Here is a 14,265-nt window from a genome sequence, read left to right as displayed (position 1 = left end):
GCCTGTTGGTCCGCCGAGTTCGGCTCCGCTTGTGATACTGCCTTACCAGGACATGAGACGTTTGTCCCGTTTGGTGGGGAAAGGGGTCGCAGATGGCGCAGGGCGGACGAAGGCCGGACGACCGGCGGGGCGGCGGCAAGGGCCGCAGCCGCTGGGGCGGCCTGCCGGTGACGGCGGACCTGCCCGATCCGGAGGGCCGCCACCCGGCCCGTACCGACATGGTCGTCTTCGGCGTCACCGCCGTCCTCACGCTCGCCTTCGTCGTCTGGGGCGCGACGGCGACGGACAGCCTGGAGTCGGCCTCCAGCAGCCTGCTCGACGGGCTGATCCGGGACGGCGGCTGGGCCTTCATGCTGGCCGCCTCCGGCTTCGTCGTCTTCGCGCTGTGGCTGGCCATCAGCCGGTACGGCCGGATCACCCTCGGCCAGGAGGACGAGGGCCCGGAGTTCCGCACGGTCTCCTGGATCGCGATGATGTTCAGCGCCGGCATGGGCATCGGCCTGATGTTCTACGGCGTCAGCGAGCCGCTCGCCCACTACGGCACCCCGCCGCCCGGCACCTCCCCGGCCGACTCGGCCGAGCGGATGGAGACGGCGATGGCCACCACGCTCTTCCACTGGACGCTCCACCCGTGGGCGATCTACGCCGTCGTCGGTCTGGCCATCGCCTACTCGACCTTCCGCCGCCGGCGCCGGCAGACCATCAGCGCCGTCTTCGTCCCGCTGATGGGCGAGCGCCGGGCGTTCGGCGGGCCCGGCCGGGTCATCGACATCCTCGCCATCTTCGCCACGCTCTTCGGTTCCGCGGCCTCGCTGGGCCTCGGCGCGCTCCAGATCGGCAGCGGCGTGGAGGAGCTGGGCTGGCTGGAGAAGACCGGCACCGGGCTGCTCGTCGGCGTCATCGCGGTGCTCACCGTCGCCTTCGTGCTGTCCGCCGTCTCCGGGGTGGAGAAGGGCATCCAGTGGCTCTCCAACATCAACATGGTGCTGGCGCTGCTCCTCGCCGTCTTCGTCTTCGTCGCCGGGCCGACCATCATCGTCCTCGACCTGCTGCCGACCTCGATCGCCGCCTACCTCGGCGACCTGCCCCAGCTGGCCGGCCGCACCGAGGCCACCAGCGGCGAGAACATCCACGCCTGGCTGGGCAGCTGGACCGTCTTCTACTGGGCGTGGTGGATCTCCTGGACGCCCTTCGTCGGCATGTTCATCGCCCGGATCAGCCGGGGCCGGACGATCCGTCAGTTCATCGGCGGCGTCATCCTGGTGCCGAGCACGGTGAGCCTGGTGTGGTTCGCGATCTTCGGCGGCACGGCGATGCGGCTGAGCGAGGAGGGACGGCTGACGGGCGAGGCCACCCCGGAGGGCCAGCTCTTCGGGCTGCTCCAGGAGTTCCCGGCGACGGGCGTGATGAGCCTGCTCGTGATGGTCCTCGTCGGCATCTTCTTCGTCTCCGGCGCGGACGCCGCCTCCATCGTCATGGGCACCCTGTCGCAGCGCGGGGCGCTGGAACCCACCCGGCCGGTGGTGGTCTTCTGGGGCGTGGTCACCGGCGCCGTCGCCGCCGTCATGCTGCTCATCGGCGACGGCCAGGGCGACGCCCTGGCGGGCCTGCAGAACCTGACGATCCTGGTCGCCGCCCCGTTCGTGCTGGTCATGATCGGCATGTGCGTGGCGCTCATGCGGGACCTCCGCGAGGACCCGCTGATCGTGCGCGGGCGGGTCGGCAAGGAGATCGTCGAGGTCGCGGTGATCGCCGGACACGAGAGGTACGACGGCGACTTCGAGCTGCGGATCGGCCCGGGCACCACCGACGGCTCGCCGGACGGTCCGCCGGCCCCCGCCGGGAGGCCGGGCCCGCGCTGACCGCCGCCTCCCGCGCGGACGGACGTGATCAGGGGCCGACGGAGCGCCAGATGCGGTCGGGGAGGACACGGGCGGCCTCTTCGAGGTCGACGTCCCCCAGGGTGAGCCAGCGGCGGGCCATGCCGACCACCGGGCCCAGGACCAGGGACTCGATCACGGGGGTGGGGAGGTCGGCGATCGCGCCGGCCTTCCGGTGGCCGTCGAGCCACTGCTCGATCGGCGTGAGCCGGGCCTCCTGGTTGTCGCGGATCTCGCTCGCGCGGGCCGAGCCCTCCTGGTCCGCGAAGGGGGAGTGCAGCAGCCGGGACGCGGCCGGCTGGGTGCGGACGAAGTCGAGGTAGGCGCGGACGACCGCCTCGATGCCGGAGCGGGCGTCCTGATGGGAGACCAGGGCGGTGCCCAGTTCCCCGAGGAGGCGGCCGAGCCAGCGCAGGGCGAGCGCGCTGATCACCCCGTGGAGATTGCCGAAGTGGTGGTAGACGCTGCCGGTGCTGACCCCGCTCACCCGGGTGAGCGCGGAGACGGTGAGGCCGGCCTCGCCCTCGCGCGCGTACAGGTCGAGCGCGGCGTCGAGGACGCGCTCGACGGTGGCTTCTCCGCGCTGCTGCTTCCGGCTCATCGAGCGGGGTGCCCCTTACGTCGTGTGCCAACCCTGGCCTGGTTCTTCCGTACCTGGTCAGCATAGGAGGCGCGGGCACCGCAGGACCCCGCCCCGCGTCGGAGGAGACGTCGGCGCGCGCGGCGACCACACGCGGGGACCGGTGCGCCGGGCCTCGGGCCGCGAGGAACGGTCAAGGCTCGTGACCGTGGGCGGCGACCGCGAACGTCCGGGAGATCAGCACCTGTTCCGCGCGCCGCTGGAGCCGGTCCGCGAGGCCGCGCAGCCGCGCCCCCTCGGAGGCGGGGATCGACAGCGCCACCGCCGCGGTCTCCGCGCCGACGGTGATCGGCACCGCCGCGCAGGCCGTCCCCAGCGCGTACTCCTGGTGCTCCAGGACCGGCAGCCGGCGCGGCAGGCCGGCGAGCCGCTGCTCGAAGTCGCGCCGCATCCCGACCGTGTGCGGGGTGAGCGCCGCGACCGGGTGGCGGCTCAGGTGGTCGCCGCGCTGCTCCGGATCCAGCTGGAGCAGCAGGCTCTGGCCGGCGGCGTGGGCGTGCGCCGACGCCCGGAAGTCGGCCCACTCCTCGACCGGGGGCCGGGCCGGGTTGTCCGACACGGCCCCGAGCTCCACCTCGCCGTCCCGGTACTGGACGAAGTAGACGGCCGCGTCCAGGTCGAGGCTGAGGGTGTCCACCCACGCCTGGATCCCGAGCGCCGGCTCGTGGGCCGCGCGGCCCAGGTCCCGGCGCAGCGGCGAGACGAGCGTGTAGACACCGTTGTCGTTGCGGATCAGGCCCTCGTGGACCAGGGTCCGCAGCAGGTGGTACGCCGTCGGCAGCGGCAGCACCGCCTCGCGGGCCAGCTGCTTCGCGCTGCCCGCGCCACCGCGCCGCTCCAGTTCGTCCAGCAGCCGTACGGCCCGGCGTACCGACTGGATCAGGGTCGGTGCCGTGCCGCTTCCCCCCTCGCGATATGGCATGCGTGTCCTTTCGCAACGCGCGGAGCACGGTGCTCCGGGTCCATGATCGGACAGTGAACCCCGAATCACATACCGTCAGGTAACCCGGGGTGTCGGAACCGGTCGCGCCCCCTTCCGCGTGGTGCACTGCGGAAACGATCACCTCCGAAAGGACGTTCGTGAACTCCCAGCCCTCCGGCGCCTCCCGCCGGACCGCTCTCGCCCTCGGTGCGGGCACCGCCCTCACCGCCGCCCTCGGACTCGCCGGCGCCGGCTCCGCCCAGGCGTCGCCCCGCCCGGCCGGCCGGCCCGAGGAGCCCGTCGTCGCCCGCTTACGCGCCCTGGAGGAGCGGTACGACGCCCGCCTCGGCGTCCACGCCCACGACGTGCGCACCGGCCGCACCATCGCCCACCGGGACCGCGAGCGCTTCCCGATGTGCTCGGTCTTCAAGACCCTCGCCGCCGCGGCCGTCCTGCGCGACCTCGACCACGACGGCACCTTCCTGGCCCGCCGCCTCACCTACACGGCCGCCTACGTCGGGCGCTCGGGCTGGTCGCCGGTGACCGAGGAGAAGGAGAACATCGCACGGGGCATGACGGTCGCCGAACTCTGCGACGCCGCCATCCGCTTCAGCGACAACACCGCGGCCAACCTGCTCCTGCGCGAGCTGGGCGGCCCCACGGCCGTCACCCGCTTCGCCCGGTCCATCGGCGACCCGGTCACCCGGCTCGACCGCTGGGAGCCCGAGCTGAACTCCGCCGAGCCCTGGCGGATCACCGACACCACCACCCCGCGCGCGATCGCCCGGACCTACGGCCGGCTGGTCCTCGGCCGGGTCCTGGAGCCGGCCGACCGCGCCCTCCTCACCGACTGGCTGCTCCGCAACACGACCAGCCTCCACCGCTTCCGCAAGGGCCTGCCGGCGGACTGGACCGTCGCCGACAAGACCGGCGGCGGCGAATACGGCGGCAACAACGACGTCGGGATCACCTGGCCGCCGGACGGCGGCCCGATCCTCCTGTCCGTCCTCACCACCCGGTTCCACCCGGACGCCGAGGGCGTGGACGAACTGGTCGCCGCCGCCGCGGCGATCGTCGCGGAGGAACTGCGCTAGCAGGACGCCGGATCAGGCCTCGGTGGCCATGTCGTACGTGATCCACATCGTGCGCGTGGCCACCTGGTCGTACTTGGAGCGGGCGCGGTGGTTGTCGTCGGCCGTGATCCAGCGGACCACGCTCCAGCCGCGCTCCGCGCCGATCCGGCGCAGCGCGGCCAGCAGCAGGTCCGCCGCGCCGGTGCCGCGGCTCGCCGGGTCGACGAACAGGTCGTCGAGCCAGCCGCCGACGCTCGCCGCGAGCGGACGGGCGAACGGCCGGAAGTGCGCGAGCCCGACGAGCCGGCCGTCGGCGCCCTCCGCGACCAGCCCGTTCACCTCGTGGGCCGGGTCGTGGAGCCAGGACCAGACGAGCCGCGCGGCCTCCTCGGTCTGCTCGACCCGGTAGAACTCGGCGTACCCCCGGTACAGGGCGCGCCACTGGTCGAAGTCCTCCTTTCGGACCGGACGGACCCGGACGGCGGTGGTGTCGGCGACGGACATGGACGTTCACTCTCCTTCACGCACCGCGCCCTGCGGTGCGGAGGCAAGTGGATCACGCCGCCGGCTCAGCTCTTCAGGGAGGAGGGCTCCGGCTCGATCAGCGGCAGGTGCTCGCGCAGCGCCTTCGCCCACGATCCGTCGGAGACCATCGCCGCGATCGCCGACTGCACGCGGCCCCGCAGCGGGCTGCCCTCGGGCAGGCCGATGCCGTACCGCTCCTCGGTCAGGTCGAGGCCCGCGAGCCGGAACCTCCCCTGGTAGGGCTCCTGGGCCGCGTAGCCCGCGAGGAGGGCGTCGTCGGTGGTGACCGCGTCGAACTGCCCGCTCGCCAGGCCGGAGACGCACTGCCCGTACGAGGGGGACCCCGTGAGCAGCGCGGCGGGGGCGACCTGGCGGACGGTGAGGTAGGAGCTGGAGCCGGTGGCCGCGCACACCCTCCTCGCCGCGAGGTCGCCGGGGGTCCGCACCGCGGTGTCCTCGCTCCTCACCAGCACGTCCTGATGGGCCACCAGGTACGGCCCGGCGAAGTCGACCAGTTCCTCCCGGCGGTCGTCGACCGTGTACGTCGCCACCACCATGTCCACGGTGCCGTTGCCGAGCACCGTCTCCCGCTCGGAGCTCGCGACCTCCTTCCACACGATGTCGGCGGGGTCGTGCTTCAGCGCGCGGGCCACGTACGTCGCCACGGCCACCTCGAAACCGGTGTACGTGCCGTCCGGACCCTTCGCGCTGAGGCCCGGCTGGTCGGCCTTGACGCCGATGACGAACTTCGGCCCGGCGCCCCCGGAGGGCGAGGCGGACGTCGGGGGAGGGGTCGAGGAGGCGGACGGGCCGCCGGCGCCCCGCGCGTCCCGGCCGGTCTTGTCCTCGGGCCACAGCGCCCAGGTGACCCCGCCGCCGGCCAGCGCGAGCGCGACCCCGGCCGCGAGGAGGACCCGCGCCCTCCGCGGCCCGCCGGGGCCGCGGGGGGCGGCGGCGGGCGGGTCCGAGGGCAGGGGAGGGGCGGGCGGGGCGAGGCGGTACGAGGTCGGCTCCGGCTCGCGGGGCGGTGCGGCGTCCCGCGGGCCGGCGTCCCGCGGCGCTCCGGCCGCCACCTCCGCCAGCAGCCGGTCCAGCTCCGCCGCGTCGGGGCGGGCGGCCGGGTCGCGGACCAGGACGGCCATCAGCACCGGGCCCAGCGGGCCCGCGTGGCGCGGCGGCGGGACGTCCTCCGCGAGGACGGCCGCGAGCGTGGCCAGGGTGTGGGCGCGCCGGAACGGGTTGTGGCCCTCCACCGCCACGTACAGCGTCATCGCCAGCGACCACAGGTCGGCGGCGGGCCCGCCGTCCTCGCCGCGCACGCGCTCCGGCGCCATGTAGTCGGGGGTGCCGATCGCCGCACCGGTCGGCGTGAGCGCGGTCGCCCCGTGCAGGGACGCGATGCCGAAGTCCGTCAGGACCGGGGTGCCGTCGGGGCGGAGCAGGACGTTCGGCGGCTTCACGTCGCGGTGCTGGACGCCCGCCGCGTGGGCCGCCCGCAGCCCGGCGAGCAGGCCCCGCCCCAGGGCGGCGGCCTCGGCCGGTCCGAGCGGTCCCCGGCCGAGCCGCTCCTGGAGGGAGCCGCCGGTGACCAGCTCCATCACGATCCAGGGGTACGGGGCGTCGGGACCGGCCGCCTCGACGACGTGGTGGATGGTGACGACGTTGGGGTGGGCGAGCCGGGCGAGCGCCCGGGCCTCGCGCAGGACGCGGGCGGCCAGCGCGGCGGCCGCCGCCGGGTCGTGCTCGGCGAGGCCGGGGTCGGAGGGCCGGACCTCCTTGACCGCCACCTCGCGGTGCAGCACCCGGTCGCGGGCCCGCCACACGAGCCCCATACCGCCGCCGCCGAGCCGGTCCACCAGCTCGAACCGTCCGTCCACCACCCGCGCCACGCGCCGCCCCCCGTCCAGCCGTCCCGTCCGCCCCGCCCGTTCGCGGGTCCTGGCCGCACTCTGCCACAACCAGCCCCGGCCGCACGGCGGTTGCCCGAGCCGCGGGGCGGTCCCCGGCGCGGACGGGGCGCGCGGGGGCGCGGGCGGCGTGCGGCGGGACCGTCCGGGGCACGCTCCCGGTGCCGGCGGAAGGGGCCCTGCCCCTCCCGGCCGAGCCGGCACACGGCGCAGCATCCGAGGAACCGAGGTGAGGAACCGCATTGGCGACCGACCGTCACGGCACCACCCTGCACGCCTGCACACCCGAGGGGGCGGACCATCTGGACCGGGCCGTCGAGGCCCTGCTCTTCTTCCGGCCCGAGGTCTCCACGGCCGTCGAGGACGCGCTCGCGGCGAGCCCCGAGTCGCCCGACGCCCAGGCGTTCGCCGTCTATCTGGGGGTGCTGGGCACCGAACACACCGCCGCCGCCGCGGCCCGCGCGCGCTTCGGGCGGTATCTCGCCGGCCGCGACACGAGCGCCCTGCCCGCGCGCGAGCGGCTCCATCTGGCGGCCGCCGGGGCCTGTCTCGCGGGGGACCTGCACGGGGCGGGCGACCTCCTGGAGGAGCTGTCCCTCGCGTACCCGAGGGACGTGCTCGCGCTCTTCGCCGGCCACCAGCTGGACTTCCTCACCGGGGACGCCGTCCGGCTGCGGGACCGGATCGGCGGGGCCCTGTCGGCGTGGGGGAGGGCGGACGGGGCCTGGGGGCCGCTGCTCGGCATGTACGCCTTCGGCCTGGAGGAGTCCGGGCACTACCGGCGCGCGGAGGAGACCGGACTCGCGGCGGTCGAGCGGCACCCGAGGGACGTGTGGGCGGTGCACGCCGTCACCCACACCTACGAGATGCAGGGCCGGATCGCCGAGGGCGTCGCCTTCCTCGACGCGCGCGCGGACGACTGGGCCCGGGGCAACTACCTGACCGTGCACAACTGGTGGCACTACGCCCTGTACTGCCTGGAGGCGGGCGCCGAGGAGACCGCGCTGCGCGTCTACGACGCCGCCGTGCACTCCGCGGAGTCGGCGGGGCTCGCGATGGAACTGCTCGACGCCGCGGCGCTGTTGTGGCGGATGCGGCTGGCGGGGCGGGAGGAGCCGGAGCGGTGGGCGCGCCTCGCCGACGCCTGGGCCGCGCGGGCCGATCCGCCGTTCTACGCCTTCAACGACGCCCACGCGGTGATGGCCCACGTGGGGGCGGGCCGGATCGCGGCGGCGGAGGCGCTGGTGGCCGACCGCCGGCGGTGGCTGGCCGAGGGCGGCGAGGACCGGCGGACCCTGGCCAACCACGCCATGACGGCCGAGATCGGACTCCCCGTCTGCGAGGCGCTGCTGGCGCAGGGGCGGGGCGACCACGCGGCCGTGGTCGCGCTGCTGTGGCCGGTCCGGCGCCGGATCCAGGTGCTCGGGGGCAGCCACGCCCAGCGCGACGCCGTCCAGCGGACGCTGCTGGAGTCGGCGCTCGCCGCCGGGGACCACGACCGGGCGCGGCTGCTGCTGAGCGAGCGGGACGGGCTGCGGCCGGACAGTCCGTACACCTGGCTGGGCCGGGCCCGGCTGGCCGACGCGCTCGGCGACGCGGCGCTCGCGGCGGTGGCGCGGGAGCGGGCGGCGGGTGCGGCGAAGGGGCTGCGGCCGACGGCGCCCGGGCTCGGAGCCGTACCGAACACCCGCCGCTGAGCTGCGCGTCCGGTCCCGGACGAGGGGGCCGGGCGTCCGCCTCCCCCCGTTCCCTCGCGGAGGCGGACGCCCGGCCGTCGCAACCGACCCGTGCACAGGGGTTGTCAGTGCAATTTCACATTACTATGTTACAGCTCGTGCGGCGGACGGTCGTCTCTCCGTCAACTCCCGTTCAGCTGACGCCGATCGGCCGCACCAACCCCCCTCATCCCCACCCTCATCCAGGAGACCTCGTGTCCCAGCACAAAGTCGTGCGCTCCTCCCTCCTCGCCACCGCGATCGCGGTGACCCTGGTGGCCTCCGCCGGCCAGGCCGCGACCCAGGCCGCCGAGGCGCCCGCGCCGCGCGCCGCCGGCGCCGCCCTGCCCGGCGCCTTCGCGCCCGCCGCCGAGCCGAACCCCTTCGACGAGGTGGAACGATTCGCCAACGCCCGGTCGGCCAAGCCCGCCCCGGCCCCCGCCCCCGGCGGCACCGGCGACACCCGGGCCCGCGTCCCCGGCCAGGCCGGGAAGAGTGCCAAGACCAAGGCCGAGCAGCAGGCCGCCCCCGCCGCCACCACCCTCGTGGCAGGCGTCCCGTGCACCCTCGACGGGATCTCCGGGCTCTCCCCGACCGCCTTCGCCGACTTCCTCGCCGACCCCGCCGTCACCGCCGCCGGCTGTCTGAACGGCCTGATCTGGACCTGGGACGCGCGCCTCGCCCGGGTGATGTCCGACGCCCACGTGCAGGCGGTCGCCCAGCGCATATCCGCCCTGGCCGCCGCCCACGACGGCCGCAACTCCTCCCACCTGGAGGAGATGTTCACCTACCTGCACGCCGTCGCCTACCACGACTTCTCGCGCTCCGAGATCGACATCACCGACGCCCCGACCGTCGACGCCGTCCGCCGCGCCATCGCCGCCTTCGGCTCCGCCGCCCGCACCTTCGACGTCACCGCGTCCAACGCCCGCACCCTCCGCGAGGCCCTCTACATCGGCAGCGCCCCCGGCCTGCGCCAGCACCAGCTCGGCCTCATCACCAAGGTGCTCGCCACCATGGACGCGGCGCACCCCGCCACGAACCAGGACCCGACCTGGGCCGGCGCCGCGCTCGCCGCGCTCTCCGTCAACTACCTGGGCATCTACTCCGGCAACCAGGACGCCGCCTTCCATGCCGCCGTCGCCGCCGACCCGGCCTACCGCGCCGTCTTCAAGGCGTTCGCCGGCCACACCCACCTCAAGGGCACCGCCAACGCCTGGGTCGTCCGCGACGCGCTGAGCGAGTACGGCCGCTTCGGCGAGGTCGCCGGCCTGCGCGGCGGCGTCGTCGCCGACCTCGGCGCGCTGATCGGCCCCGTCGAGTCCGCCTGGGGCTCCGGCAGCCAGCCCTGGGCCAAGATCGTCTCGTGGCTGAACTTCTACGACGCCTGCGCCCCGTACCACGTCTGCAAGGCCGACATCGAGGCCCGGATCTTCCCGTACACGTACACCTACGACACGGGCACCGGCGCCGCCCTCAAGGTCCGCACCGGCCTCGACCGCGCCACCGTCGACCAGCTGTACTACGCGAGCAAGCAGGTCAAGGCGCAGTTCCACCGGGTGGTCGGCAGCGAGCAGCCGCTGGCCGGCGACCCCAACACCACCCTGAACATCGTCCTGTACGGCTCGCGGGCCGACTACGAGAACTACCACCCGATCATCACCGGCTACGACACGAACAACGGCGGCATCTACATCGAGAACGGCGCCACCTTCTACACGTACCAGCGCCGCGTCCCGCAGGACTCCTCGCTCACCCTCGAAGAGCTCTTCCGCCACGAGTACACCCACTACCTCAACGGCCGCTTCGCCGTCCCCGGCTTCTTCGGCCAGGGCCCCTGGTACCAGGGCGACCGGACCACCTTCATGGACGAGGGCACCGCCGAGTTCTTCGACGGCGCCACCCGCGACGACGGCATCGCCGTCCGCCGGTCCCTGGTGCGCGGCATCATCAACGACACCGCCGGCGGCGGCCCCCGCATGAACCTGCGGCAGATCCTGCACGCCACCTACGACGGCGACGGCTTCCGCTTCTACAACTACGCGGGCACCTTCTTCGAGTTCCTGTGGACCGAGCGCCCCTCGCTGATCCGCGAGATGTACACCCGGCTGCGCGCCGACGACGTCGCCGGCTACGACGCCTGGCGCGAGCGGCTCAGCTCCGACGCGGGACTCCAGCAGGCGTACGACCGCTTCCTCGACGCGCAGATCGCCAAGGTCGACGAGCTGTTCGTCCCGAACACGACCTACACCCCCAACGCGCAGCTCACGTACTCGACCGTCGCCGGGGTGAAGGCCGCCTTCGCCAACGCCACCTACAACACCCCGGACTGCGTCGAGAACGGCGAGCCCGGCAAGCGCCGCTTCGTCTGCACCGGCCGGATCACCGCGAACCTGGCGAACGCGAACAGCGACGACCAGAACTTCAAGGACATGTCCGAGACGGTCGACTACTTCATCCTCGACCGCGCGGGCGAGGCGCTGAACAACCTGGCCGACATGAACTGCAGCTTCGGCCCGGTCCAGATCTGGTCCAACCGGGTCGCGGGCACGTCGGACTTCCGCTGCGAAGGCCCGCTGCGCAGCTGACCGCACCCTCCACCGTGCCCAGGTGCCGGAAGGCCCTGGGCACGGCCTGAAGAATGTGACATATTACTGTCGTGCCCAAGAGACACTCCCCGGACGTCGTGATCATCGGAGCCGGCGTCGTCGGCGCCGCCTGCGCCTACTACGCCACCCGCTCCGGACTCACCGTCGCCGTGGTCGACCGCGGTCCCGTCGCGGGCGGTACCACCGGCGCCGGGGAAGGCAATCTGCTCGTCTCCGACAAGGAGGCGGGCCCCGAGCTCGACCTCGCGCTGCTGTCCACGAGACTCTGGCGCGAACTCTCCGCGACACTCCCGCCGGAGACCGAGTACGAGCCCAAGGGCGGGCTCGTCGTGGCGCCCGACGAGTCCGCCCTCAAGGCCCTCCGCGCCTTCGCGGAGGGCCAGCGGGCGGCCGGCGTCGACGCCGCCGAGATCCCCGCCGACCGGCTCGCCGACCTCGAACCCCATCTCGCCCACGGCCTCGCCGGCGGCTTCCACTACCCGCAGGACGCCCAGGTCCAGCCCGCCCAGGCCGCCGCCCGGCTGCTCGCCGCCTCCGGCGCCGCGCTCCACCTCGGCGAGGAGGTCACGGCGATCCTCCGCGACCCCTCCGGCGCCGTCCGCGGGGTGCGCACCGCCCGCCGTGAACTCCTCGCCCCCGCCGTCGTCAACGCCGCCGGCACCTGGGGCGGCGAGGTCGCCCGGCTCGCCGGCGCCCACCTGCCCGTGCTGCCCCGCCGCGGCTTCGTCCTCGTCACCGAACCCCTGCCGCGGATCGTCCGCCACAAGGTCTACGCCGCCGACTACATCGCCGACGTGGCCAGCGGCTCCGCCGCCCTCCAGTCCTCCGCCGTCGTCGAGGGCACCCCCGGCGGGCCCGTCCTCATCGGCGCCACCCGGGAACGCGTCGGCTTCGACCGCACCCTCTCCACCGAGGCGCTGCGCCGGCTCGCCGCCCAGGCCGCGGCGCTCTTCCCGGTCCTCGCGGACGTCCAGGTGCTCCGCGCCTACCACGGTTTCCGCCCCTACCTCCCGGACCACCTCCCGGCGATCGGCGCCGACCCGCGCGTCCCCGGCCTCCACCACGCGTGCGGCCACGAGGGGGCGGGCATCGGCCTCGCCCCCGCCACCGGCGCCCTCGTCGCCGCCGCCCTCACCGGCGCCGCGCCGCCGCTCGACCCGGCGCCCTTCCGGCCCGGGCGCGACTTCGGCCCCGCAGACACGATCCCCCCGCAGGAGCAGCAGAGTTGAGCCGCCGCACCCCGCGCGACCTCGTCGGAGGCGCGCCGCAGGAGACCTTCACCTTCCGCTTCGACGGGCGGGACATCCCGGCCGCCGCCGGTCAGACCGTGGCCGCCGCCCTCTGGGGCGCGGGCGTCCTCGCCTGGCGCACCACCCGGCACGGCGGCGAACCGCGCGGCGCCTTCTGCGGCATCGGCCAGTGCTTCGACTGCCTCGTCACCGTCGACGGCACCCCGAACCGCCGCGCCTGCCTCGTCCCGGCCCGCCCCGGCGGCCTCGTCACCAGCCAGGAGGGAACCGGCCATGACGACCTCGCCGTCTGACCCCGCCGCCCGCGCCGACCTCGCCGTCGTCGGCGCCGGGCCCGCCGGCCTCGCCGCCGCCGTCACCGCCGCCGCCCTCGGCCTCACCGTCACCCTGCTCGACGCGGGCGCCCGCCCCGGCGGCCAGTACTACCGCCACCCCGACCCGGCCCTCGGCGCCACCCGCCCTCAGGCCCTGCACCACGACTGGGCCGCCTTCGCCGGCCGCGAGGCCGAGCTGCGCGCGTACGAACGATCGGGCCGCGTACGGTATCTGTCGGAGCGTCAGGTGTGGAGCGTGACCGGGTCCGGCACGGACTGGACCCTCCACTCCCGCACCGACGAAGGGGCCGGAGCGCCCGTCCGCGCCCGCGCCGTGCTGCTCGCCACCGGGGCGTACGAGCGCCAGCTGCCCTTCCCCGGCTGGACCCTCCCCGGCGTCGTCGGCGCCGGGGGAGCCCAGGCCATGCTGAAGAGCGGGCTCGTGCTGCCGGGGCGCCGCGTGGTCGTCGCGGGCAGCGGCCCGCTGCTGCTCGCCGTCGCCGCCTCGCTGGCCGCCGCCGGCGCCCGCGTCCCCGCCGTCGTCGAGGCGGGCGGCTATGGGCCGTACGCCCGCCACACCGGCACCCTGCTGCGCAACCCGGCCAAGCTCGCCGAGGGCGCCCTCTACGGAGGTGCGTTGCTCCGCCACCAGGTCCGTCCGCTGCTCCGGCACGCCGTCGTCGAGGCGCACGGCACCGACCGGGTCGAGGCGGTGACCGTCGCCCGGCTCGACCGCGACTGGCGGCCCGTGCCCGGCACCGCCCGGCGCATCCCCTGCGACGCGCTCGCCGTCGGCCACGGCCTGGTCCCCGAACTCTCCCTCGCCACCGCGCTCGGCTGCGCCACCCGCACCGCCGCCGACGGCACCGTCGCCCTCGTCCTCACCCCCGGCCTGCGCACCTCGGTGCCGGGGGTCTGGGCGGCGGGCGAGACCGGCGGCGTCGGAGGAGCCCGACTCGCCCTCGCCGAGGGCGAGATCGCGGCCCACACGATCGCCGGACGGGCCGTCCCGGCCGCCCTCGCCCGGCGCCGCGCCCGGCTGCGGGCCTTCGCCGACGCCATGGGCGCCGCCCACCGGCCCGGCGAAGGCTGGACCGGCTGGCTCCGCGAGGAGACCGCCGTCTGCCGCTGCGAGGAGGTGCCCGCGGGGCGCGTCCGCGAGGCGGTGGAGGAGCTGGGCGCCACCGACGCGCGGACCGTCAAGCTGCTGACCCGGGCGGGGATGGGCTGGTGCCAGGGCCGCATGTGCGGTCCCGCGGTGGCCGCCCTCGCCGGCGGCGGGCCTGCTCCCGACCGGCGCCCGCTGGCCTGCCCCGTCCGCCTCGGCCAGCTCGCCGAGCTCCCCGCCGACTAGCCCCTTTTCCTGGTGGCCGCGCTCTTGTGGCCGCCGCACACCCCTTAGTAAAATGTCACACACTACAAAGGAGTAC

At 75.1% G+C, this 14,265-nt stretch carries 11 protein-coding genes; 7 read left to right on the top strand and 4 right to left on the bottom strand.

Translation table 11 applies throughout. From position 1 onward, the window contains the following. Positions 1-92 precede the first annotated feature (92 nt). A complete protein-coding gene (locus ABFY03_RS05360; RefSeq protein WP_386723785.1) occupies positions 93-1,862 on the top strand; it encodes a BCCT family transporter in 1,770 nt (589 codons plus the stop codon). 28 nt (positions 1,863-1,890) lie between these two features. Here the strand turns inward: ABFY03_RS05360 and ABFY03_RS05355 are convergent, their stop codons facing one another. Together ABFY03_RS05355 and ABFY03_RS05350 are read right to left on the bottom strand one after the other, a co-directional pair. Then, the gene (locus tag ABFY03_RS05355; protein WP_319009333.1) at positions 1,891-2,481 is read right to left on the bottom strand and encodes a TetR/AcrR family transcriptional regulator; all 591 of its coding nucleotides are present in this window, start codon (positions 2,479-2,481) and stop codon (positions 1,891-1,893) included. 172 nt (positions 2,482-2,653) lie between these two features. Then, positions 2,654-3,442 carry an IclR family transcriptional regulator gene (locus ABFY03_RS05350; protein WP_319009332.1) on the bottom strand — a complete coding sequence of 263 codons (789 nt, stop codon included), beginning with the start codon at positions 3,440-3,442 and terminating at the stop codon, positions 2,654-2,656. A 158-nt stretch (positions 3,443-3,600) separates the two neighbouring features. On the opposite strand from ABFY03_RS05350, the gene bla reads away from it, so the two are divergent. Then, complete coding sequence (gene bla, locus ABFY03_RS05345; protein WP_346169327.1) at positions 3,601-4,536, top strand: class A beta-lactamase; 936 nt, start codon at positions 3,601-3,603, stop codon at positions 4,534-4,536. A gap of 12 nt (positions 4,537-4,548) precedes the next feature. On the opposite strand, the gene ABFY03_RS05340 is transcribed toward bla, so the two are convergent. Together ABFY03_RS05340 and ABFY03_RS05335 are read right to left on the bottom strand one after the other, a co-directional pair. Next, positions 4,549-5,019, bottom strand: coding sequence for a GNAT family N-acetyltransferase (locus tag ABFY03_RS05340; protein WP_346169326.1), 471 nt, complete (start codon positions 5,017-5,019; stop codon positions 4,549-4,551). A gap of 65 nt (positions 5,020-5,084) precedes the next feature. After that, positions 5,085-6,920 carry a bifunctional serine/threonine-protein kinase/glutamate ABC transporter substrate-binding protein gene (locus tag ABFY03_RS05335; protein ID WP_428838204.1) on the bottom strand — a complete coding sequence of 612 codons (1,836 nt, stop codon included), beginning with the start codon at positions 6,918-6,920 and terminating at the stop codon, positions 5,085-5,087. A 269-nt stretch (positions 6,921-7,189) separates the two neighbouring features. Between ABFY03_RS05335 and ABFY03_RS05330 the strand changes: the two genes are divergently transcribed. The 5 genes from ABFY03_RS05330 to ABFY03_RS05310 all read left to right on the top strand — a co-directional run bounded on the left by ABFY03_RS05330 (position 7,190) and on the right by ABFY03_RS05310 (position 14,189). Next, positions 7,190-8,644 carry a tetratricopeptide repeat protein gene (locus tag ABFY03_RS05330; protein ID WP_346169325.1) on the top strand — a complete coding sequence of 485 codons (1,455 nt, stop codon included), beginning with the start codon at positions 7,190-7,192 and terminating at the stop codon, positions 8,642-8,644. 233 nt (positions 8,645-8,877) lie between these two features. Further along, the gene (locus tag ABFY03_RS05325) at positions 8,878-11,250 is read left to right on the top strand and encodes a collagenase (RefSeq protein ID WP_346169324.1); all 2,373 of its coding nucleotides are present in this window, start codon (positions 8,878-8,880) and stop codon (positions 11,248-11,250) included. 71 nt (positions 11,251-11,321) lie between these two features. After that, positions 11,322-12,500, top strand: coding sequence for an NAD(P)/FAD-dependent oxidoreductase (locus ABFY03_RS05320; protein WP_319009327.1), 1,179 nt, complete (start codon positions 11,322-11,324; stop codon positions 12,498-12,500). Further along, entirely contained in the window at positions 12,497-12,814 is a 318-nt protein-coding gene (locus tag ABFY03_RS05315) for a (2Fe-2S)-binding protein (protein WP_319009326.1), read from the top strand. The genes ABFY03_RS05320 and ABFY03_RS05315 overlap by 4 nt, the downstream gene beginning before the upstream one ends. Next, positions 12,795-14,189, top strand: coding sequence for an FAD-dependent oxidoreductase (locus ABFY03_RS05310; RefSeq protein ID WP_346169323.1), 1,395 nt, complete (start codon positions 12,795-12,797; stop codon positions 14,187-14,189). Before ABFY03_RS05315 ends, ABFY03_RS05310 begins: the two co-directional genes overlap by 20 nt. Positions 14,190-14,265: the final 76 nt, after the last annotated feature.

Origin of the sequence: Streptomyces roseofulvus (genome assembly GCF_039534915.1) — a bacterium.
Classification (GTDB): domain Bacteria; phylum Actinomycetota; class Actinomycetes; order Streptomycetales; family Streptomycetaceae; genus Streptomyces; species Streptomyces roseofulvus.
This window is presented reverse-complemented; position numbering and strand designations above follow the sequence as displayed.